The following is a 23,000-nucleotide window of genomic DNA, read 5'->3' on the forward strand; positions in this document are numbered from 1 at the left end:
TAGAGATAGAAGACACTTTAATAATTTGATTTGAAGACAATGGATAACAGTCTAGCGGTTGTTTATCTCTCCGTGTTGGTGGGTATACTAGGATTTGCGGTTGTGAGTGTTTTCCGCCAGCTGTTCAAAACTCGTAAGCGTGAAAGTGCTTTATCTCGATTGCGTAGTAAATTGAGTAAAGACAAGGGTACGGCTCAAGAATATTTTGAGTTAGCGTGTATTTATTCAGAGAAAAAAGTGTATACACAGGCTATACCTTTGTTTCAAAAGGCTCTGAAAGCAGCCGAAGAAGAAGGAGAAGAAAATACTGCACCTATTTATAATGGTTTGGGTTACACCTATTTTGCTCAAGAGCAGTATGATTTAGCGATTCGTCAGTATAAGGAAGCGCTAAAATTTAAACCCGATTATGTAGTAGCTTTGAATAATTTGGGTCATGCTTATGAGCGGAAAAAATTGACTGCTCAGGCTTTGCAAATGTATGAAGAAGCACTTAAATGTGACCCCAATAACGCTACTGCTAAACGTCGTGCGGAATCTTTGCGGCGTTTAGTAACTGCTTGATGCTTCTATATCCTAGATCCCCTAGATTCTAGATCCCCGACTTCTCAAAGAAGTCGGGGATCTGTCTTAACTATTCGGTTTTATATCTGAATTCTGGGAAATAACTAACTATAGATTTGTTTTTATATTCTCCAGAATGATGAAGCGGCTAAGACTATTTTTCTTGTTAGCTATTACTATTATTATCTGCTGTGGTACGTCACTTATATTAATAGAAACAGTGACCTCACAACAGCCAGTAATTTCCCATCCTTTGACAGCTTTAACCGAGGCAGAAATTAAAACGGCGGTTGCGGTGATTAGAAAGGAAAAGTCTTTAACTGACATGGCTGCTTTTCCCTTAATTACCTTGGCAGAACCAGATAAACAAGCAGTTAGAAATTTTACACAAGGTCAATCTTTTGAGCGCAAGGCTTTTCTGGTAGTATATGAACGCGAGCAAAACAAAACCTATGAGGGTATTGTTGACCTGAAAACGCAAAAAATAGCGTCCTGGCAAGAGAAACCCCATGTCCAACCGGCAATTTTGAACTCAGAATATGAACTAGCACGAAATGTAGTGAAATCTGATTCCCGATGGCAAGAAGCGATGAAAAAGCGGGGAATTACAGATTTTGACCAAGTTCAGGTTAGTTGCTGGGCGGCGGGAATTTTAAGTCAAGAGGAAGCAGAAAAAGGTAGCCGTTTGTGCCGGACTTTATTATTTTATCGGGGGGAACGCTGGAATTATTACGGCACTCCTATTGAGGGTGTAATAGCCACGGTTGATTTAAATAAAGGTACAGTCACCAATTTTATCGACCAGGGGATAGTTCCCATTTCCAAAGAAAACTGGAATTATGACTTAGAGTCTTTAGGTAAATTACTCCCACCGCCGAAACTCTTACAAATACTGCAACCAAAAGGAAAGAGTTTCCAAATACAGGGTAATGAAATTAGTTGGCAAGGTTGGAAGTTTCGGTATGTTATGCACCCCCGTGATGGGTTGGTACTGTATCAAGTAACTTACAAAGATGGTGAGAATATCCGACCAGTATTATATCGTGCCAGCTTGTCGGAGATGGTTGTACCTTATGGCGATCCTGATCCTACTTGGTCATTTAGAAACGCTTTTGATGTTGGTGAATATAACTTAGGGTTACTAGCCAGCACAATGGAGTTAGGGAAGGAAATTCCCCAAAATGGCGTTTTACTTGACGCTGTGTTTGCGAATGAAGAAGGGGAACCCTATATTATGCCTGGGGTTGTGGGTATCTACGAACGGGATAACGGCATACTTTGGAAGCATTATGAGTATAATACTCAACGCAACGATGTGCGACGCGATCGCCAATTAGTCATTACCATCACGGCGGCGGTTGATAACTATGATTACGGTATTAACTGGATTTTTCACCAAGACGGCACTTTAGAAGTAGAGAATGATTTAACCGGTATTGTTTTGGTGCAGGGAACAGAAGCGGAAACCCAGTCTAGAGATAATTCCTATGGAAGATTGCTGGCTAAAAATATTTTTGGTGTCAATCACCAGCACTTTTTTAACTATCGCTTAGATATGGATGTGGATGGTCAAGCTAATAATGTCATGGAAATGAACGTGGCAAACTTGCCGATAGGTAAGAACAATCCTTTAGGAAATGCCATCACAGTAGAAGACACGCCACTGACAACAGAAAAGGCTGCTGTCCGTGATTTAGATATCAAACACAGTCGAGAATGGATGATTGCCAGTGCAGAGAAAAAGAATGCTTTAGGGGTTGCCCCTGCATATATGTTAATGCCGGGAGGTAACACAGTGTTTTTCCCGGTGGAGGGGGCGAAAATTCGTCAGAAAGCTGAGTTTGCCACTCATCATGTTTGGGTGACTAAATATAAACCCCATGAGTTATATGCAGGTGGTGATTATCCTAATCAAGCGTCACCAGGAAAAGGTTTGCCTGAATACATTGCCGATGATGAATCTTTGATGAGTCAAGATATTGTTTTGTGGTACACAATGGGTATTACTCATGTACCTAAGCCAGAAGATTGGCCTGTGATGCCGGTTCACAAGCTTGGGTTTAAACTCTCTCCCAGAGCCTTTTTTAACCGTAATCCGGCGATTAATTTAGCGGAGTAGGGGACTTTTAAATCAAAAAATCTCCAAATGTAGGGTGCGTCAGTATGAATAATTTCTTGGTACGGTTAGGTTTTTTTGCACTGACGCACCCTACTAACTGAGGTGTGGGAGTATGTCACCGGAGTAAAGTCAGAGTCAACCTTGTTTGACCAGAATTTTCCGCATCTAAGGTTAAGTTACCACGATGGGCGCGGGCAATTTCACGGGACAGGCTGAGTCCTAGCCCGATGCCTTCTACTTTGCGTGTGCGGGCGGGATCACCACGATAGAAACGCTCAAATAAGCGATCGCGATCGCTTGGGGGAATGTCTGGGGATGAGTTGCTAATAGTGATGTGGATAGTGGTTGGGGTTTGATGAGCGTGAATTTTGATCCAACCTTGGGGGAGATTGTATTTGATGGCATTACTCAACAGGTTTTGCAACACTTGGATGAGGAGATCGCGATCGCCTTTAACCCGCAATTTCTCAGGAATTTCGATGTGTACACTCAAATGGGGCGCGAGTAATTCCACATCCTCAACCATCTCCATTAATAACTCAGACATATCTACTTCCACTAGATACAAACTCATTTGTCCTGCATCGGCTAAGGACAACAGCAAGAGTTTACGCATAATTCCACTCAAGCGGCGCACTTCATCTAATAAATTGCTTAAACGCTGTTGTACTTCCGAGCCTGGTTCCACCTGTTGCAGGGTGCGTTCCAGTTCACCTTGGAGAATTGTTAGGGGGGTTTTCAGTTCGTGGGCTGCATCTGCACTGAAGCGAGAGGCTTGGGTAAAACTGCTTTCCAGGCGTTCCAACATTTGATTAAACACCTGAATTAGTTCTACAAATTCAACATCCGTCGTACCGATGGGAATGCGCTGATCTAAACCTTTGGCGCTCACCTGTTGAATTACAGCCGTTAATTGCCGAATCGGACGCAATGCACTACCAGAAACTAACCAAGCTCCAGAGGTAACTAGTAGCAAGGCGATGGGAATGGAAACAAGATATATATTGCGAATGGCTGCCATCTCTTGATTGACGGTTTGCAGACTGACAGCGATCGCAACCTGAGAACGGGGAAATTTAGTTGCACCAATTCGCCAACTGCCGCTTGTTGTCTTTTGGGTGACAAATTGCGGTGGACGTGGGGGGCGCAAGGGAAGATTGGGTAAAGGCCGGGGGGGTTGTGGTTGAGGCGCTAACTGGAGATTCTGAAGCAACAGGCGACGTAAGTCAGAGTCAGGAGAAGTTTGTGGGGATTCATAAAGTTGGTTGCCTTCTGCATCCAGTACCAACAGTACAATAGGTGTTTTTGCATTTCCACCAAAGGCGGAAGATAATAATTCTTCGTAACGCTGCCAAGGCTCTGGCATAGGTGGACGAAAATTTTCCCTAGTGAAAAATGTAGGGGGTTCTCTGGGTGGAAGTAAGTTTGGTGCTGCCCGCATCAGTTGATTTAACAGTTCTGCATCCAGGCGACTGAGTTTAGCATCGTAAATTTGCAACCAAGAGACTGCACTAAATCCTACTAGTGTAGTGCCAGCCAAAGCGGCAGATAACAGAGCAATTCGCAGCCGAAAGGAAGGGAGTTTCATATTGGATGGCGGAAACGATAACCCACGCCGCGAATACTTTCAATCCAGCCTGCTTCATCAACAGGGTCAATTTTTTTGCGAATTCGCTGAATACAAACATCTACGACGTTGGTATTAGGGTTAAAGTCGTAGCCCCAAACGTGTTCTAGGATTTGGGTACGGGTAAAAACACGCCCAGGCGATCGCATTAAATACTCTAAAAGATTAAATTCCCGGCTGGTGAGTTCGATGACTCGTTGATTGCAAGTAACTTCTCTGGTGATGCGATCAAGCTTGAGTGTCCCTATCACCAACAAATTTTGGCGATCGCCTATACTCCGGCGCACCACAGCATGAATCCGCGCCACCAGTTCCTCGACAAAAAAAGGTTTGGCAATGTAGTCATCAGCACCCAAATTCAACCCCGCCAGGCGATCGTCTAACTCATTCCGAGCCGTCAACAAAATCACCGGTGCATTCCGTCCCTTCTGCCGCAGTTGTTTGAGAATCGATAGTCCATCTTTCCCCGGAACCATGATATCCAGGATGATGGCATCATATTCGTTGTCTAATGCCCGCAAATATCCTTCATCACCGTTGTCGCAATAGTCTACGACAAACCCCTGTTCCTTCAGTCCAGCTTGGACGAAGTTAGCAATTTTCGCTTCATCTTCGACAAAGAGAACGTTCACAAGCCTGCATCACTTACTTATTAGTTCATTCTAAATTCGTTATCGTGTCATGAAAATTACAAAACTGTAATTTAAAACCAGAGTGATCTGTAATTTTGGGTGGTTTAAATCAGAAATATCAACAGCCCATCATTTGGATATCAGTTATGAAAGTTCGTAATATCTTGGTTGCTACAACAATTCCTGTTTTAGTTGGTTTTATTTCCTTGCATCAAGTAAACGCTGCCCATCAAGTCCAACAAATCGCCCAAGCTTCAGAACCACCATCAGGACAACGCCCACCCCGCCCTGATTTCAAAGCGGCGGCGGCAAAGTTGGGGGTGACAGAACAACAGTTAAAAGATGCCTTGGGTGTACCTGCCAAGCCTCCTGGCGAAGGCCAGCGTCCACCCCGTCCTGACTTCAAAGCGGCGGCGGCGAAGTTGGGGGTGACAGAACAACAGTTAAAAGATGCCTTGGGTGTACCTGCCAAGCCTCCTGGCGAAGGCCAGCGTCCACCCCGTCCTGACTTCAAAGCGGCGGCGGCGAAGTTGGGGGTGACAGAACAGCAGTTAAAAGATGCTTTGGGTGTGCCTGCCAAGCCTCCTGGCGAAGGCCAGCGTCCACCCCGTCCTGACTTCAAAGCGGCGGCGGCGAAGTTGGGGGTGACAGAACAGCAGTTAAAAGATGCTTTGGGTGTGCCTGCTCATCCACCAGAAGGAAATCGTCCTGATACAACAAGATAGATCCAGTGGGTCTATGCCCTGCTGTGGGTGGTATATTAGGCTGGGATTAAAGCTTTAACTTGACCGAAACGGCGATCGCGTTTTTGATAACTCAACAAAGCCTGATGAAATGCTGCTCTGTCAAAATCAGGCCACAGAATATCTGTGAAATACATCTCTGTATATGCCATTTGCCATAACAGAAAGTTACTTAATCGCATTTCGCCGCTAGTCCGAATCAATAAATCTGGTGGTTGAGTATCTACAGTGTAGAGGTGTTGTTCTACAATGTCTTCATTAACTGCATCTGCGCTGAGTTTGCCTTGTTGCACCAGTTCCGCCACTTGACGACAGGCTCTAGTAATTTCGTTGCGACTGCCATAGTTAACTGCAACCGTAAAGTGAATTGCTTGATTATTTAATGTCTCTGTCATGGAGCGTTCCATTTCTGTTTGCAGAGACTTGGGTAATGCTGACAAATCGCCAATGAAGGATATTCTTACACCTTCTCGGTGCATCTGGGATAATTCCCGGCGCAGTAATCGCTCAAACAACAGCATCAGAAAATCTACTTCTTCGATGGGACGCTGCCAATTTTCCGTAGAGAAGGCGTAGGCGGTGAGGGCTTTGATTCCCCAATCTTTACAGCAGCGCAAGAGTTCTTTGAGAGTTCTTGCGCCTTGGCGATGTCCGGCTATGCGCGGTAATCCTTGGCTGGTTGCCCATCTGCCGTTACCATCCATGATGACGGCTATGTGTTGGGGGATTTTTTGGGGGTCTAAGTCTGGGGGGATCATGTTGGTTTTGATGAGGGGATTTGGGGGAAGTTCACGCAGAGGCGCAGCGAAAAGTCGGAGCGCCGGCTTCCGGCGATCTGAACTTTTCAAGACAGAGACGCGGAGGAGAGGGGAAGAGGTTTATTCAAAGAGATTTTGTAAGTATTTTGGGGTAAGGGTGTTGTGCCATGTCCACAGGCGGCGCATGGTTTGGGTGGATGTGTAGATGAGGGTGGCTTTGTTGGTGAGTGTCCAGGCGTTCCAGTTGAGTGTAGCCATCATGCGGCGTAGGGTACGCATGAGGTTGTTACGTTGATAGGTTTGGGAACGGGTTTTGATGAGGGTGCGCCCTACTCGGATTAGTCCTGTGTCGGGGAAAGCCCAGGCTCCAAAGCCCCAGAATTTGGTCATGTGGTTGATTTCGTCTTTTGTGAGTTCTTCGAGAACGTCTTGGAGTGCGCCTGTTGTGTGCGCCATCAGCCACAGGTAAAGGCAGGTTGCACCGTATTCTGTGGCTACGCGGTGTAAGCCGTGGCGATAGAGGTCTTCTTGGGGGTCATTTGTGGGGAGATAGCCTCTGACTATGCGATGTTTGGGGGTGATTTTCTCCCCTGTTAATTGGGTGTAAATTTTGATTAGTGCGGGTGTGTGTTGACGTTCTTCTTTTTCCCATAAACCAAGTTCTTGGAGTTCGCCACCTCCATCGACTGTTCCACCGACAAACCGCGCCATCTGGGGATGTAACTTCTCTAAATATTGCCGACTGGTTTGGGTGTAGCCTCGAATGGGAGATTCTGTGTCCATTGCACCTATCAATATAGATAAAAATACTTCTGGTTCTATGCCGATAATTTGTTTGCGGTTAATGGCTTGCCAGTCAATTGGTTTCCAAGGACGCGCTTGGGGATTGGCAAATTGTATCGGTAAATCTTGTAGGCGATCGTGTAGTATTTCGACTGCAATATATTTATCTATCAGGGAGCGAATACGGCGCTGTGTTTGCCAGTAGTGAGGATGAGCATAGCTTTGTGCCGCCGATGCTTCTAGCTGTGGGCTGGTGGTATCAAGCATAATTTTTATACTATGACTTCTATGCCCAATAGCCTAAGCGATCGCACTTTCTTTTGTCAGTCGGCTGAAGTCGGCAGTTTTATGACGAGATAGTAGGAATGGTCAGGAAAAAGCCGGATTTTGATTGTACTGATTTGATACTGAGAATAGGCTAGCCAAAAAAAACTCTTGACGAGTTGCGCTCTGCACTCTACTTTCAGATTGGTAATTTAACCACATCTATCATTGCATTCATTGCTAGGCGAAAGTATATTCTTGAGGCTTTATCTGTTGCCGGATTTTAGAGAATTGGTATTATGGCTTACGCCACGCTGCGCTATCGGAAATATGTGTACACTGTTTGCCAAGGAGGAAAATCCCCAGGTAGCGATCTCCATCTCACTCCTTCTAGCAGCAGGACATAGAAGATCGCTATATGCCATCCAAATCTACCAGAAAGGCTATTTATGTTCATGACATTGATTTCTGCATTTTTCCTTGGGTTAGTTGCGGGACTGCGAGCGTTGACAGCCCCTGCTGCTTTATTTCTGGCACGCGGCGGCATTATCGGGATCGTTCTGGCTGTACTGGCAGTGGCTGAGTTGATTGGCGATATGCTGCCGCAAATTCCCTCTCGCACCAGTCCCCCTGCGTTGATTGCTCGGATTCTCAGTGGTGGCATTGTGGGATGGCTAGTCACCGGAGCAAACAGCAGTTTTGCACCTGTTGGAGCACTCTTTGGCGTTGTAGGTGCAGTGGTCGGTGCGTATGGGGGTCGGGCGGTGCGGATAGCCGCTATTGAACGGATTGGTGCAGTTCCTGCTGCCCTTGCTGAGGATGTTGTCGCGATCGCTCTGGCTGCCTTTATCGTTACCCGTTGATATCACGAAGTTTGTAAGCTCTAAGTTAAATTGAAGAATGAACACAACTGATTAATATCAAGTCCGGCTAATTAGTTATAATTCCCGAATCTATACAGAAAGCCCGAAAAACCCTCCCCTCTGCACCTCTGCCCCTCGGTCACTGAGCGACTTGCCTTGAGCTTGTCCTGAGCGTAGTCGAAGGGCGAAGGCGAAAGAAGCCGAAGTGCTGCCCCTCTGCGCTCTCAATGATAAGTCTTTAACCGAACACGATATAAAAGGTAGATAAGCTACCTGAGCGAGCAATCAGGTCATCAAAAGAAAACTGCTGAAATCAGTTATGTATCAACTAATCTAGTAGCAATTGATCGATCAGTTACCGATCGCGGATACAGTTATCTTGACAGTCCAAACCAGATACAGATTGGGAAACTCTCACAATTTACTCAGAAGCCACATGAGCACAATCACGACTAAGGATGGTACGCAAATCTATTACAAGGACTGGGGCATAGGACAGCCCATTGTCTTCAGCCACGGCTGGCCACTGAGCGCGGATGCTTGGGAATCGCAGATGTTTTTTCTCGCCTCACACGGCTACCGCTGCATCGCCCACGATCGCCGAGGTCATGGCCGGTCGAGCCAACCGTGGCACGGCAATGACATGGATACCTACGCCGACGATCTGGCGGAGCTTTTTGAGGCGCTGGATATTCAGGATGCGGTCATGATCGGACACTCTACAGGCGGTGGTGAAGTGGCGCGCTTCATTGGACGGCATGGCACCAAGCGTGTTTCCAAAGCTGTGCTGATAGGTGCGGTGCCGCCGCTCATGCTCAAGACAGAGGTAAATCCAGGTGGGCTACCCATTGAGGTCTTTGACGGCTTTCGTGCGGCATTTTTGGCTGACCGCTCGCAATTCTTCCTAGATGTAGCCAGTGGCCCGTTCTTTGGCTTCAATCGACCCGATGCCAAAGTCTCCCAAGGGCTAATCTATTCATGGTGGATGCAGGGAATGATGGCTGGCCATAAAAACGCTTATGACTGTATTAAGGCGTTTTCAGAAACAGATTTCACCGAGGATTTGAAGAAGTTCGATGTGCCGACGTTGATCATTCATGGTGATGACGATCAGATCGTGCCAATTGGTGCTTCTGCCCTTTTGTCTGCGAAGCTCATCAAGAATTCGACTTTGAAGATATATCCCGGCGGATCGCATAGTCTGGGCGACACGAGTAAGGAACAGCTCAACGCCGACCTGCTGGAATTCGTCAAATCCTGATGCGGATACACGGATGTGAGATATCACTGTTAAAAATCTGAATGGGTACATTCTTGCAGGCTTGCACCTGTTTCGGATAGATATTTGAAACCCAACAACCACAAGAATCACAGCCATGACAAAACTAGATGGAAAAATCGCAGTCGTTACAGGTGCTTCTAAAGGCATCGGTGCCTCGATCGCCAAACATCTTGCAGCTGAAGGTGCAAGCGTTGTTGTCAACTACGCATCCAGCCAAGAAGGAGCCAATCGTGTGGTTGACGAGATTGTTAGCACGGGCGGCCAAGCGATCGCAGTCCAGGCAAATGTAGCCAAAAAGGCAGAGATCGAACATTTGTTTGCACAGACGCAGCAAGCATTCGGCAAGCTTGATATTTTGGTCAACAATGCGGGAATTTATGAATTTTCCCCACTTGAAGACATCACGGAAGAACACTTCCACAAGCAATTCGATCTGAATGTGCTGGGATTAATCCTCACTTCACAACAAGCCGTCAAGCACTTCGGCTCGGCGGGCGGCAGCATTATCAATATCAGTTCCATCGTTAGCACCCTCGCGCCCGCGAATGCCTCAATCTATAGCGCTACCAAAGCGGCTGTTGATGCCGTCACGAAGTCGCTAGCCAAAGAGTTGGGTTCACGTAACATCCGTGTTAACTCCATCAATCCTGGTATGGTGGACACGGAGGGGACACATACAGCAGGAATTACCGAGAGCGAAGGTCGCCAGCAGACTGAAGCGCAAACACCATTGGGTCGCATTGGACAGCCACAGGACATCGCCCCTGCCGTTGTCTTCCTTGCTTCCTCCGATTCGGGCTGGATCACTGGCGAAACGCTCTACATCACGGGTGGGCTTCGCTAGCTTTAGATGTCATAACTCAATCCAAACCCTACCTCAATGGCAGAGAATTTTTGACTTTGAGTGTGAGAGTTTTATGAAAGCAAACTATCCCCAAGGAGTTTAGCACTGATGGAAACAGCAGATGTCATTGTCATCGGCAGTGGTCAAGGAGGCATTCCACTGGCGGCTGATTTTGCCAATGAGGGACGTAAGGTTGTTTTGTTTGAGCGCGATGCTTTAGGCGGCAGTTGCATCAACTATGGCTGCACTCCCTCTAAAGCATTCTTAGCAGCAGCTCATACAGCAGGTCGAGCAAACCAGGGCAAGAAGTTAGGCATCCACACGGAGGTAGAAGTGGATTTTCCCGCCGTCATGGAACGAGTTCGGGAAATCCGCAGCAGCTTTAATCAGGGGATTCGCCAGCGATTGGAGAGTGCGGGTGTCAAAGTCATTTGTGCCGAAGCTTCTTTTGTGGGTGAACGGACGGTCAAAGGTGGGGATGTTACTCTTCAGGCTCCTCTGGTAATCATTAACACGGGCACATCATCGCTGATTCCTGACATTCCTGGACTTGCAGGAACTCCCTACCTGACCAACCGTAACTTCTTTGACTTGAACACCTTACCAGCCCGTTTATTGGTGATTGGAGGCGGCTATATTGGCTTGGAATTGGGGCAAGGACTAGCGCGTTTGGGCAGTCAGACCCACTTAATTGTCCGGGGCGATCGCGTTCTTGGACAGGAAGAGGCTGATGTTAGTGAGGTGTTAGCAGAAGCATTAAAGCAGGATGGAATTGGACTTCACTTTGGAGTCAATGTGAATCACGTCGCCCACGAGAATAATGTGTTTAAGCTGACCCTGAGCAGTGGCGAACAACTCCAGGGAGAAGCGTTGCTGGTTGTGATTGGACGGAAACCCAATACAGGTGCATTAAATGCAGCGAACAGTGGAATTGAGCTAGATGATAAGGGGTTTGTCAAAATTGATGACCAGTTCCATACCACCTGTTCTGGAGTCTATGCGATCGGGGATGCTGCCAAACAACCTGCCTTTACCCATGTGTCGTGGGAGGACTATCGCCGCTTAAAAGCAATTTTGTGTGGAGAAAACCGGACACGGAGCGATCGCGTCCTTGGGTATGCGGTTTACACAGAACCCCAGGTTGGGCGAGTGGGTATGACCTTAGAACAGGCTCAAAAACAAGGCATCAACGCATGTGCTGTGACGTTACCCATGAGCCAAATTGCGCGTGCGATCGAGTGGGGGCATGACCTCGGATTTTATCGTATGGTAATCGACAGCGACACAGACAAAATCCTGGGAGCAACCCTAGTGGGGTACGAAACTGCTGAACTGGTGCATGTATTTTTATCCCTGATAGAAGCAGGAGCAACCTGGCAGTTATTAGAGCGATCAGTTCACATCCATCCCACCTATGGGGAAGCTTTACCCAGTCTGGCACGGTTGCTGCTTGGAGATAATATGCCAGGGTGTCCGAATATGTGAGGAGGTTTTATTGATGCACAACGTCAGTTGGCATTGATAAGTAGGGTCTGCTCCCTGACTGTCTAATTGGTGTTGTTTACAGGTAAGCTGAAAAAACATCGGTGGTGCATCAGCAAAGTGTAGGATAGCTAATCAAGTTATGCCAACTCCAGGGAGCGATCGCTAACTGGATGCCTAAGCCAGAAAGTCACCTCCCTGACTCGGCTACAAAACCGTGCATGAAACGTTAATTTCACACGGCTCCTCAGTGATTTAGTGGGGTGGCCGCCGAGATATTGAACAAGTTTGGCAACCAGTCTTTACGGTTTGCCCAAATATATTCCAGTAAGAATAAGAGCAAGTTAGGAATAAAATTTTGGTCTTCGTTATCCACAGAAGTATCGTCTGAACAAGGAAGTTCAGCACTGCTAGGTAAAGAGAGGCGAGGGTCGGATTTCACCATAGATAATGATGGTGTTGAGATGACCTAATGATTTTTATTGTATTCGACAATAAGGCTTTATTGTTTGCACTTGTCAGTCAAGTGCAGAAAAGTCTAGGAGAAAATCGGATGTCTTAATATGTACCTAACAACGGCAGCACTTTTTTCTTTAATATCTCAATTAAAGCTGGTTCCATATACTCAAATTCATCTGGTATATCTAAACATATAACTCTTTTATTTTTGAGAAAAGGCTGGAAATTTTTGGCTAATTTCTGTTTATGTAGCTGCTCCATAACAAAAATAATATCAGCCCATTCGATAGCTTCTGAGGAAACTGGAACCTCTGCATAATGGTCTAAACCCGCCGAATCCGTTTCCAATCCTTTATATTCAGCAAATACAACCTCAGCAGTGGGACTACGCAATCTATTTTGACTACAAATAAATAAAATTTTTTTCATGATTATAAAGTCAGAAAAGTCTGGTAAAAAGTCGGATTCATCGAATCTTATCCGAAAGATGGGGCAGAAGAATTGTAGATTAACCTATAGTTCTCAAATTTAGAGGACTTACGGATGAAAACGAAAAATCAAGGGTTTGGACAAGGGTGTAGGGGTGTAAGGGTTTTATACCCCTATATCCTTACACCCAGTCTCAACAGACAACCTTGGTGCGTAAGTTCTAATTTAACTACCCTCGTCGTTGCATAATAATGGACGCTGAAGCAGCATTAGCATGGTTAGACACCATAATTCCTGCTCAGACCGGGGAACGGTTGAGCGATTTGCAAAAAGTTATTGTTGTGCAGGTTTGGTTGGGTAGGAAATATTTGGATATTGCCCGTGCTTATGGTTGTACGGAAGGACACGCTAAGGATGCTGGCTCACATTTATGGAAACTGCTTTCTCAAGTACTGCGGCAGAGGATTACCAAGAGTAATTGTCGCGCTACCTTGGAACGGGTGCTGAGAAAAACTACGGCTATATCTGGTCTAATTGATTACCCAAAAGTAACCCAACAACCTACACCTAAGTTAGAGGATAGCAATTTTTTGGGTAGGGAGGGAGCGATCGCTCACCTGAATACTCTGGTAAATCAAGGCTCGAAGGTGATTGTTATCCAAGGTGAGGGGGGTTTAGGGAAAACTACTCTCGCTCAACAATATCTGCAAACTCAGGGTTTTGAGTTGGTTTTAGAACTGCTGATGGCGAAGGAAACCCAAAATATCACGCCGGCGGAACGGGTAGTGGAGGAATGGCTAAAACAAGATTTTGGGGAAGAACCAGGGGTGGAGTTTGGGGTGACTTTAGGACGACTCAAGCGCCAACTGCACAATCGACGGATTGGGGTGTTAATTGATAATCTGGAACCTGCATTAGATCAACAAGGTGGGTTGATTCCCCTTCACGGCAATTATGTAGAATTGTTGCGGGTTTTGGCTGATGTTCGGGTGCAGTCGGTAACGTTGATTACTAGCCGCGATCGCCTGTGCGAACCTGGGTTAAATGTCCATCATTATCGGCTTCCTGGTTTGGATCAAAGCGCATGGCAAAAGTTTTTTAGTAGCTGTGGATTAACTATCAACTTGCCTACATTGCAACAGATACATCGTACATATGGCGGTAATGCCAAAGCAATGGGGATTCTCTGCGGGGCGATCCTGGAGGATTTCGGCGGTGATATGGCACTTTATTGGCAAGAACATCATGGTGATCCTTTAGCCGCAACTGACTTAAAGAATTTAGCGGTGAGTCAAATTAATCGTTTGCAAGCCCTTGATCCCCAAGCCTACCGCCTGCTTTGCCGTTTGGGATGTTATCGTTACCAAGATATACCCAGTATCCCCTCTCCAGGAGTATTTTGTTTACTTTGGGATGTCCCTGCATCTGAACATCGTCAACTTATTGCTTCCCTGAGAAATCGCTCTTTAGTGGAGTGTCATCAAGGAAAATATTGGCTACATCCAGTAATTCGTGCCGAGGCGATCGCTCGTTTACGCACTAGTGATGAGTGGGAAATAACCAATCACAAAGTTGCTGAATTTTGGACGGCTAGTGTTTCCAGAATCACCATATTTCAAGATGCTTTGCAAGCTCTAGAAGCATATTATCACTATATAGAAATTAATGAATTTGAGTCGGCAGGCAAGGTAATTCTCAAGAGTCGTAATAATCAATGGCAACAGTTTTTACCTTTGGGAAGTACGCTGTATCGGATGGGATTAATTCAGCCGATCATGACTGCTATTAATCAAGTCGTCAAGAATATTGGACATGACCAAGACTTAAGTGAACTATATAATATCTTGGGTGATTTATATTGGATTACAGGTGATATTATTCAGGCGATCGCCTGTCAAGAAAAAACTATCGATTTGACAACACAAGCGCTGAAATCACTCGTACCGCAACCAGGGAATAAACATAAAGTCTATTATTTGAGGATGTTAGAGGTAGATTCTCTCTTAAGTATTGGTCTTTATAAAATAGATTTGTGGGAACTAGAAGAGGCTGCCAAATTATTTCAACAAGTAATTTACCTAGCCCAAAATACAGACCATCATCGCTGGGCAGAAAAAGCGTCTGTATGTTTAGCCTTAGTCAATTCATACTTAGGCTTATATGATGCCGCTTATTTATTAGCAGATGTAGCTTACCAAAATATTAAAAACGAAGAAATTCTAGAAACAGGAAGATTCGCTTACTTCATGCAAATCTTGGGTCAAACTTATGTGAACTTAGGAGAATTTACCAAAGCAAAGGAAATGTTTCATCAAGCATTGACCTTTGCGGAAGAAAGCCATTATATGCAGGTAAAAGCAAAAACCCTGAATGGATTAGCAGAAATTCATCGCCAACAAGCAGATTATCCATTAGCCCTTGCATATCATACAGAAGCAATTGAACTTTTAGAGAAAATTGGTGCTAAATGTGACCTAGCCGAAACCTATTTTCAATTAGGTTTAACTTATCAAAAAATGGCAAAATCCGATGCCAGCCAAAAGTATTTTGCTCAAGCAACACATTTATTTACAGAAATCAAAGCCCCCAATCAAGTTGCCAAAATTTCCATAACTGCCAGTTTTTAGACCACCACTTCCCCTAAACCCGCCTTGCAAGCTAAAGTCCACGTCCTGGCTGGCAATCTGCGAAACCTAATGCTTCTGTGTCCAGAAAACTAGCGATCGCCATCTCAATGACTGCTTCAATAGGATACTCAATTTCCGTGGCACGAGCAATCAGAGCATCTCGAATTCGCTCAGGTAGACGCTCTAAAATGACTTCGGCATCAACGGCAGAAAGTTGCTCGTGAAGTTTGGTTGCCATAGCTTCACCTTTCGGTGGGAATTTGGACATTATAAGGCGGTTCAGTAGCTCTCAGGATGATGGCTTCTAACTCTAATAGTAACCCAGGGTTCTCCCAGTAAGAAATTTCTTGCCAGGCAATCCGCACATCTTTATCTTGATACTGATCAAGCCACGCCCAGAGAAAAGCCTTGTGTCCACCACTGAAACGTCCCCGCAAACTCTTTGTTTTACCGATGTAAAGCAACCCATCATTTTTGTGTCTGATTGCATAGATACCGGGACGAGGAGGAATATCGTTAAATTCACGGTTCAATGGCTGGCATTGTTCAAACGGAGTAAAGGCGATTACATCTAGGATTCTCCGAGCTTGAGCTTGCAGTTCAGAGTCTTTCGTTGCCATGAAAACAAAGAGGCTAATTACACAGGATTTATGTTCCCACAAATTTTGTCCCAGCCTAAATATTGAGCGCCATCATTTAATTGAACATGAACAAATATTGATAACAAAATTTGCTGAACTTTAAGATTCATGTAATTTGCCAAGCCTGGAGTTGTTTCCTTGACAACCTGAATCATAATCAGGAAGTAGTTTTGAGCGAATCGCCACATCTAAAGACCCGAAACACCCCACTTCATGGCGGCTACAAGTTTTGGGACAATCAGCATCAACAAACTAATCAAGCACTTATAGTCCCGTTTTCACTGTTATTTAACTTTACAAGGGAGTAAAACATAATGAAATTGGCTTACTGGATGTATGCAGGCCCAGCCCACATTGGCACTTTGCGAGTCGCAACTTCATTTAAAAACGTCCATGCTATTATGCACGCGCCTCTAGGCGATGACTACTTTAACGTTATGCGCTCAATGCTGTCGCGGGAGCGGGACTTCACACCAGTAACAACCAGCGTGGTTGACCGCCATGTTTTAGCCCGTGGTTCTCAAGAAAAGGTGGTAGAAAACATCACCCGCAAAGATGCAGAGGAACACCCAGATTTAATTGTCTTAACTCCCACCTGTACCTCCAGTATTTTGCAAGAAGACTTGGAAAACTTTGTCGAACGCGCCCAATTGGATGCGAAAGGGGACGTATTACTGGCGGATGTGAACCACTATCGGGTGAACGAACTGCAAGCAGGCGATCGCACTCTCCACCAAATTGTTCAATACTATATTGAAAAAGCCCGCAAAAAAGGCGAACTCCCAGAAGGGAAAACAGCCAAGCCCTCAGTTAACATTATCGGCATTTCTACCCTGGGGTTCCACAATAACCACGACTGCACCGAACTCAAAAGGCTAATGGCTGATTTGGGAATTGAGGTCAACGCGGTCATTCCTGAAGGCGCTTCCGTCCACGAGTTGAAGAATTTACCCAGAGCTTGGTTTAACCTCGTTCCTTACCGGGAATTGGGTTTAATGACAGCTAGTTACCTGGAAAAAGAATTTGGCACACCTTGTATAGATATTGTGCCAATGGGTGTAGTAGAAACTGCCCGATGTATCCGTAAAATTCAGGAAGTGATTAACGCTCAAGGTGCTGATGTTAATTACGAAGAGTATATCAACGAGCAAACCTTGTATGTATCCCAAGCTGCCTGGTTCTCCCGTTCCATCGACTGTCAAAACCTGACTGGGAAAAAAGCAGTGGTTTTTGGCGACAACACCCACGCCGCCGCCTTGACAAAGATTTTGTCCCGCGAAATGGGGATTCACGTTGTTTGGGCGGGAACCTACTGCAAGTATGATGCTGATTGGTTCCGCGAACAAGTAAGCGAGTATTGCGATGAAGTACTGATTACGGAAGATCATGGGGAAATTGGGGATGCGATCGCCCGTGTTGAACCCTCCGCCATCTTCGGTACACAAATGGAACGCCACGTTGGTAAGCGTTTAGATATTCCTTGTGGTGTGATTGCTGCACCCATTCACGTACAAAACTTCCCCATCGGTTACAAACCATTCTTGGGTTATGAAGGAACCAATCAAATCACAGATTTAATCTACAATTCCTTTACTTTAGGTATGGAAGACCACCTATTAGAAATATTTGGTGGACATGATACCAAGGAAGTAATTACTAAAGGTATTTCTGCTGAATCTGACCTGAGTTGGACAAAAGACGGCTTGGCAGAACTGAACAAAATCCCTGGTTTCGTGCGGGGAAAAGTCAAGCGGAATACAGAAAAATTTGCACGCGATCGCGGTTTTAAAGATATCTCAGCAGAGGTGTTATACGCAGCCAAGGAAGCAGTAGGAGCATAGTAGAAACTGGGTAATGGGTAATGGGTAATGGGTAATGCCGAATCAGAATTTCTTCTCCTGCCTCCTTCCTTTTACCTACTGCCCCTACCCATAGCTAGATGCAAACAACTAATATTTATCGTTAGTTATATTTTGTAGGTTAATATTTTCTGTATCTTGAGAGATATTGCATTGTTATTTGAGAAAACCCATACTCAATAAGACTTATGGAGTGCATACTACAAGATATATATATTAATTGTGAGTTGTTTGCCCGATGTCAAATGTGGATCAAGTCAACTATGAACTTGCTGATGAAGTAACAGCTTTACGACAACGTATAGCTGAATTAGAACAACTAGAAAAACAGTATCAGTATAAGCAAGTAGAACTTGAACGGCGTATAGAAGATTTGCAAGCAAAACTAAGAACACCAAATATAGCCAACGTTGACATCGAAAGGCATCCAGAACCTGTTACTTTGCAGCGACTCCAGCAAGAAATTTCTCAAAGACAACAGGTAGACGCAGCTTTAACAGAAAGTGAAGAAAGGTGGAGGCTGGCTTTAGATGCTGCTAATTTGGGTTTTTGGGATTGGAATGTCCTGACTGAAAAAGTGGTCTGGTCGGAAAATCACGAGCTGCTGTTTGGTCTAGTTCCGGGTAGTTTTGATGGCGCTTATGAGACTTTTTTATGCTGTGTTCATCCCGAAGATAGGGAATCTGTCATGCAGGTTATTAGTGCTTGCTTAAACAACAAGACTGATTACTATGATGAATTTCGTATTGTTTGGCCGGAAAAAAGCATACATTGGATTGCAGCTAAAGGTAGATTTTTCTATAACGAGCAAGGACAGCCAGTACGGATGATTGGGGTTTGCATGGATATTACCGAAAGCAAACGCTCAGAAGAAAATACTCGACAACTAGCAACCCAAGTTCAAGAACAAGCAAATATCTTAAATGCCATCCTCGCTACATCCGTTGATCATATTTATATCCTCAATCGCACCGGACACTATCAGTATGTAAGTTATGGTGGTGCTGCTGTTTTGGGTCTTCATCCACAGCAGATGATTGGTAAAACTGTACAAGAAATTGATTTACCTCAAGAATTAATAGACAAGATGAATGGTCAATTCCTAACGGTCATGAAAGTTGGGGAACCAATCAAAGACGAATGTGAATATGTAGCGGAAGATGGTAAACATTATTATGAATATATTTTGACACCGTTACGCAACGTTAACCACAGTATTGAAGGTGTGATTACAGTCTCGCGCGATATGACCGAACACAAACGCGCTGAACAATCTATCCGCAATAGTGAAGCCAGATTCCGCCGTTTGTTTGAGTCTAACTTGATTGGGGTAGCTTTTTGGAATGTGGATGGTTTTATTACCGATGCTAATGATGCTTATTTACAAATAGTTGGCTACACCCGTGAAGAATTTGACACCTTAGGCAAAATTAATTGGCGAGAACTCACCCCTCCAGATTGTGAACATTTGGACACTCGCGCGATCGCTGAAGTCAAAGCCAATGGAATTTCTCGCATTTACGAAAAGCAATACATTCAACGCAACGGTAGGCGGGTGTCCATTGTGCTGGGAATAGCTTTACTTGATGACTCTGATGAGCAAGGTGTGGCTTTTGTCCTAGATATTAGCGAACGCAAGTTGGCAGAACAACAACGCGATCGCCTATTATGTGCTGAGAGAATAGCCCGTAAAGATGCAGAAATCGCTAACCGTATCAAAGATGAGTTTTTGGCGGTTCTCTCCCATGAACTACGTACCCCCCTCAACCCCATTTTAGGCTGGTCAAAATTACTGCGCTCTCGTCAGTTTGATGCTGCAACTACAGACCGCGCTTTAGAAACTATTGAACGCAACGCTACACTACAAACGCAGTTAATTGAAGATTTATTAGATGTTTCCCGTATCCTTCAAGGAAAATTAAGCCTCAATGTTTGTCCTGTAAGTTTGCCAATTGTCATTGGAGCAGCAATTGATACTGTGCGGCTAGCAGCAGAAGCAAAAGAAATTAAAATTCAAAATGTCTTTGACCCTGAATTGGGTCAAGTTATGGGTGATGCCAATCGTCTACAACAAGTAGTCTGGAATCTTCTTTCTAACGCAGTTAAATTTACATCCCCTGGTGGTACAGTAGAAATCCATCTCAAAGCCGTTAATGATCAAGCACAAATTCAAGTAATTGATACGGGTAAAGGAATTACACCAGAGTTTTTACCTTATGTGTTCGATTACTTCCGTCAGGCTGATGGCACGACGACACGCAAATTTGGTGGCTTAGGTTTAGGACTAGCAATTGTGCGTCAAGTCGTAGAACTGCATGGTGGTACAGTTCAGGCCACAAGTCCAGGGGAAGGATTAGGGGCTACTTTTACGGTTAATTTACCACTCTCACCCAAACATGAAGCAATGAACCATGAGGATAAAAATCCTGTATCAGCTAACTTTCAACCCGCCACTCTTTCAGGCGTGAGAGTTTTGATTGTAGATGATGAACCAGACATCCGCGACTTAGTTACCTTTATTCTGGAAGATTATGATGTAGAAGTTATCGCTGTCTCATCGGCACAAGAAGCCCTAGAAGCCCTATCCCAATCTCTACCAGATATTATAGTTAGTGATATTGGAATGCCAGATGTAGACGGTTATATGCTGATGCGTCAACTCAGACAACGATCGCCTCAAGAGGGAGGGAATCTGCCGGCGATCGCCCTGACAGCTTACGCCGGAGAAATGAATCAGCAGCAAGCCCTAGCTGCCGGATTCCAACTACATATATCTAAGCCCGTAGATCCAGATGCTTTAATTGAGGCGATCGGTAATTTGGTCAATAATCAATAAGTGCGTGAATGCAACTTCTGGTTATCTATTATTCAAATGGGCGATATCAAAACACTAATTATTGACAACTACGACTCTTATACTTTTAATCTCTACCAGATGATTGCTGAAGTCAACGGAGAGTTGCCCCTTGTTATTCATAATGACAAATTAGACTGGTACGAATTAAAACAACTTGTTTTTGATAATATAGTTATTTCTCCTGGGCCTGGTCGTCCTGAAAACCTAAAAGATTTTGGTATTTGTCAACAGATACTACAAAACTATTTAGATGTTCCCTTACTTGGTGTTTGCCTTGGTCATCAAGGAATTGGTCATTATTATGGTGGTAAGGTAATCCACGCACCAGAACCTCAACATGGTCGATTGAGCGATGTTTATCACAGTGGTGGTGATTTATTCCAAGAAATTCCTACACCTTTCTCTGTTGTTCGTTATCATTCTTTGCTAGTTGCTGAAGAATTGCCCAGTTGTTTAGAAAAAGTAGCATGGACTGAAGACGGGTTGGTGATGGGGTTGCGTCATCGTCATTTGCCATTGTGGGGGGTGCAGTTTCATCCAGAATCTATCTGTAGCGAGTATGGATATAAACTTCTGGAAAACTTCCAAGGTATTACTGAAGAATTCATCCGCCAAAATGGTAGACATCGCCCCAAATTAGAAGGCAAAATTTTCTCTATTTCTCCTAACTCACCTACTCCAGCGCCACCCCAAGAATTTACTGTTTGTAGTCGAAAATTAGATTATTACCCCGATACAGAACAAGCATTTGTCCACCTTTTTGGTGAAGATCCTCATGCTTTTTGGCTTGATAGTAGCTTTGTAGAACCAGGATTATCCCGTTTCTCTTTTATGGGGGGAAGCGGGGGGAAAAACAGTTTACTCGTTTCTTACTGCACCCAATCTCAAGAACTGACGATTACACAATCGGGTGAGGTGACACGCACTCAAGAGAGTATTTTTGACTATCTCAAACGAGAAATTAATCGTCGCCGTTGCCCATCTGATGAGCTACCCTTTGATTTCAATTGTGGTTTTGTGGGCTACTTTGGTTATGAACTTAAGGCAGAATCCGGGTCTGGGTTAGAACATCCCTCATCATGTCCCGATGCTATCTTGCTTTTAAGCGATCGCCTGATTGCTTTTGACCACCAAGAGCAAACCACTTACTTAGTTTACCTCGCCCCTGTGGGTGAAACTGCACCAGCTAAAGATTGGTTTGAGATAACTGAGAAACGTCTGCGGACACTCCCACCTCTTCCTCCCCTCGTCCCTAGTACTACATCTCACCCCGTTACTTTCCGTTTAAGTCGGTCATACCAGACATACAAAGATGATATTTCCAGGTGTCTCAAAGAAATTCGTGAGGGGGAAACTTACCAAGTCTGCCTGACTAATCAATTACGCACAGACACAACTACTGATCCACTGACATTTTATCGCCGATTACGCCAAGTTAATCCGGCTCCCTACTCTGCTTTTCTACGCTTTGGGGAGATGGCGATCGCCTGTTCTTCCCCGGAGCGATTTCTGCAAATTGACCGTCAAGGCTGGGTAGAAACCAAGCCGATCAAAGGTACTGTACGCCGGGGAGAGACTCCCGAAGAAGATTTTTTACTCCGGGAGAGTTTGCGTAGCAGCGAAAAAGAACAAGCTGAAAACTTGATGATTGTTGATTTATTACGCAACGATTTAGGGCGAGTTTGTCAAGTCGGGAGTATCCATGTTCCCAAATTAATGGATGTAGAAAGTTACGCGACGGTGCATCAACTTGTCAGTACTATCCGTGGTTTCTTATCCCCCGACATGGACGCAACCGACTGCATCCGGATGGCATTTCCCGGCGGCTCTATGACAGGTGCGCCTAAACTGAGAACTATGGAGATTATTGATCAACTTGAGCAAGAGGCGCGGGGAGTTTATTCTGGGGCGATCGGTTTTTTGGGTGTAAACGGTGCAGCCGACTTGAATATTGTCATTCGTACCGCCGTGCTGACACCAAATCAAACTTCTATAGGGATTGGGGGTGGGATTGTCGCACTCTCTGAGGTGGAAATGGAATTTCAGGAAACTATCCTCAAAGCTGATGCTTTAATTCAGGCGATGCTCTTAACTGTTCACGGAGAATATCATCCCAGTCTCTACCGCATTTTAGGAATGCCAACAGAGGTTTTCTGTTGAGACTAGA

Annotated in this window: 19 protein-coding genes and 1 pseudogene; 11 read left to right on the forward strand and 9 right to left on the reverse strand. The window is 45.0% G+C overall.

Features of this window, described 5'->3' with window-relative positions; all coding sequences use genetic code 11:
- The first annotated feature begins 39 nt into the window (after nt 1–39).
- Both GSQ19_RS23105 and GSQ19_RS23110 read left to right on the forward strand, forming a co-directional pair.
- Nucleotides 40–564 carry a tetratricopeptide repeat protein gene (locus GSQ19_RS23105; RefSeq protein ID WP_011320169.1) on the forward strand — a complete coding sequence of 175 codons (525 nt, stop codon included), beginning with the start codon at nt 40–42 and terminating at the stop codon, nt 562–564.
- Nucleotides 565–700: 136 nt separating this feature from the next.
- On the forward strand, nt 701–2,683 hold the full coding sequence (locus tag GSQ19_RS23110; protein WP_011320170.1) for a primary-amine oxidase: 1,983 nt from the start codon (nt 701–703) through the stop codon (nt 2,681–2,683).
- 115 nt (nt 2,684–2,798) lie between these two features.
- On the opposite strand, the gene GSQ19_RS23115 is transcribed toward GSQ19_RS23110, so the two are convergent.
- Both GSQ19_RS23115 and GSQ19_RS23120 read right to left on the reverse strand, forming a co-directional pair.
- Nucleotides 2,799–4,271 carry an ATP-binding protein gene (locus GSQ19_RS23115; RefSeq protein WP_011320171.1) on the reverse strand — a complete coding sequence of 491 codons (1,473 nt, stop codon included), beginning with the start codon at nt 4,269–4,271 and terminating at the stop codon, nt 2,799–2,801.
- Complete coding sequence (locus GSQ19_RS23120; protein ID WP_011320172.1) at nt 4,268–4,942, reverse strand: response regulator transcription factor; 675 nt, start codon at nt 4,940–4,942, stop codon at nt 4,268–4,270. The genes GSQ19_RS23115 and GSQ19_RS23120 overlap by 4 nt, the downstream gene beginning before the upstream one ends.
- Nucleotides 4,943–5,088: 146 nt before the next feature.
- Between GSQ19_RS23120 and GSQ19_RS23125 the strand changes: the two genes are divergently transcribed.
- On the forward strand, nt 5,089–5,667 hold the full coding sequence (locus tag GSQ19_RS23125; protein WP_011320173.1) for a hypothetical protein: 579 nt from the start codon (nt 5,089–5,091) through the stop codon (nt 5,665–5,667).
- A 35-nt stretch (nt 5,668–5,702) separates the two neighbouring features.
- Here the strand turns inward: GSQ19_RS23125 and uppS are convergent, their stop codons facing one another.
- From uppS to GSQ19_RS23140, 3 genes and pseudogenes are all read right to left on the reverse strand, one after another.
- Nucleotides 5,703–6,443 carry an undecaprenyl pyrophosphate synthase gene (uppS, locus tag GSQ19_RS23130; RefSeq protein ID WP_011320174.1) on the reverse strand — a complete coding sequence of 247 codons (741 nt, stop codon included), beginning with the start codon at nt 6,441–6,443 and terminating at the stop codon, nt 5,703–5,705.
- Between the two features lie 120 nt (nt 6,444–6,563).
- Nucleotides 6,564–7,493: a hypothetical protein gene (locus GSQ19_RS23135; RefSeq protein WP_011320175.1), complete on the reverse strand. Its 930-nt coding sequence runs from the start codon at nt 7,491–7,493 to the stop codon at nt 6,564–6,566.
- A gap of 319 nt (nt 7,494–7,812) precedes the next feature.
- Nucleotides 7,813–7,905, reverse strand: a pseudogene (locus GSQ19_RS23140) (transposase); the annotation flags it as partial.
- Between the two features lie 40 nt (nt 7,906–7,945).
- On the opposite strand from GSQ19_RS23140, the gene GSQ19_RS23145 reads away from it, so the two are divergent.
- From GSQ19_RS23145 to GSQ19_RS23160, 4 genes are all read left to right on the forward strand, one after another.
- Nucleotides 7,946–8,353 (forward strand): hypothetical protein, encoded by a 408-nt coding sequence (locus GSQ19_RS23145; protein WP_041456296.1) that lies wholly within the window; start codon nt 7,946–7,948, stop codon nt 8,351–8,353.
- A 436-nt stretch (nt 8,354–8,789) separates the two neighbouring features.
- On the forward strand, nt 8,790–9,614 hold the full coding sequence (locus tag GSQ19_RS23150) for an alpha/beta fold hydrolase (protein WP_011320177.1): 825 nt from the start codon (nt 8,790–8,792) through the stop codon (nt 9,612–9,614).
- A gap of 115 nt (nt 9,615–9,729) precedes the next feature.
- Nucleotides 9,730–10,479 carry an SDR family NAD(P)-dependent oxidoreductase gene (locus GSQ19_RS23155; RefSeq protein WP_011320178.1) on the forward strand — a complete coding sequence of 250 codons (750 nt, stop codon included), beginning with the start codon at nt 9,730–9,732 and terminating at the stop codon, nt 10,477–10,479.
- Between the two features lie 108 nt (nt 10,480–10,587).
- Nucleotides 10,588–11,964, forward strand: coding sequence for a dihydrolipoyl dehydrogenase family protein (locus tag GSQ19_RS23160; protein ID WP_011320179.1), 1,377 nt, complete (start codon nt 10,588–10,590; stop codon nt 11,962–11,964).
- Nucleotides 11,965–12,208: 244 nt separating this feature from the next.
- Here the strand turns inward: GSQ19_RS23160 and GSQ19_RS23165 are convergent, their stop codons facing one another.
- Both GSQ19_RS23165 and GSQ19_RS23170 read right to left on the reverse strand, forming a co-directional pair.
- Nucleotides 12,209–12,406: a hypothetical protein gene (locus tag GSQ19_RS23165; RefSeq protein ID WP_041456297.1), complete on the reverse strand. Its 198-nt coding sequence runs from the start codon at nt 12,404–12,406 to the stop codon at nt 12,209–12,211.
- 113 nt (nt 12,407–12,519) lie between these two features.
- The gene (locus GSQ19_RS23170; RefSeq protein ID WP_011320180.1) at nt 12,520–12,849 is read right to left on the reverse strand and encodes a low molecular weight protein tyrosine phosphatase family protein; all 330 of its coding nucleotides are present in this window, start codon (nt 12,847–12,849) and stop codon (nt 12,520–12,522) included.
- A 251-nt stretch (nt 12,850–13,100) separates the two neighbouring features.
- On the opposite strand from GSQ19_RS23170, the gene GSQ19_RS23175 reads away from it, so the two are divergent.
- Nucleotides 13,101–15,476 (forward strand): tetratricopeptide repeat protein, encoded by a 2,376-nt coding sequence (locus tag GSQ19_RS23175; protein WP_011320181.1) that lies wholly within the window; start codon nt 13,101–13,103, stop codon nt 15,474–15,476.
- A gap of 31 nt (nt 15,477–15,507) precedes the next feature.
- Here GSQ19_RS23175 and GSQ19_RS23180 read toward each other — a convergent pair whose 3' ends face one another.
- Together GSQ19_RS23180 and GSQ19_RS23185 are read right to left on the reverse strand one after the other, a co-directional pair.
- Nucleotides 15,508–15,714 (reverse strand): hypothetical protein, encoded by a 207-nt coding sequence (locus GSQ19_RS23180; RefSeq protein ID WP_011320182.1) that lies wholly within the window; start codon nt 15,712–15,714, stop codon nt 15,508–15,510.
- 4 nt (nt 15,715–15,718) lie between these two features.
- Complete coding sequence (locus GSQ19_RS23185; protein WP_011320183.1) at nt 15,719–16,096, reverse strand: GIY-YIG nuclease family protein; 378 nt, start codon at nt 16,094–16,096, stop codon at nt 15,719–15,721.
- 335 nt (nt 16,097–16,431) lie between these two features.
- On the opposite strand from GSQ19_RS23185, the gene bchB reads away from it, so the two are divergent.
- From bchB to pabB, 3 genes are all read left to right on the forward strand, one after another.
- Entirely contained in the window at nt 16,432–17,958 is a 1,527-nt protein-coding gene (gene bchB / locus GSQ19_RS23190) for a ferredoxin:protochlorophyllide reductase (ATP-dependent) subunit B (RefSeq protein WP_011320185.1), read from the forward strand.
- A 256-nt stretch (nt 17,959–18,214) separates the two neighbouring features.
- The gene (locus GSQ19_RS23195; RefSeq protein ID WP_011320186.1) at nt 18,215–20,812 is read left to right on the forward strand and encodes a PAS domain S-box protein; all 2,598 of its coding nucleotides are present in this window, start codon (nt 18,215–18,217) and stop codon (nt 20,810–20,812) included.
- Between the two features lie 36 nt (nt 20,813–20,848).
- The gene (gene pabB, locus GSQ19_RS23200) at nt 20,849–22,993 is read left to right on the forward strand and encodes an aminodeoxychorismate synthase component I (protein WP_011320187.1); all 2,145 of its coding nucleotides are present in this window, start codon (nt 20,849–20,851) and stop codon (nt 22,991–22,993) included.
- The last annotated feature ends 7 nt before the right edge of the window (nt 22,994–23,000 follow it).

The sequence above is a fragment of the Trichormus variabilis 0441 genome (assembly GCF_009856605.1).
Classification (GTDB): Bacteria; Cyanobacteriota; Cyanobacteriia; order Cyanobacteriales; family Nostocaceae; genus Trichormus; species Trichormus variabilis.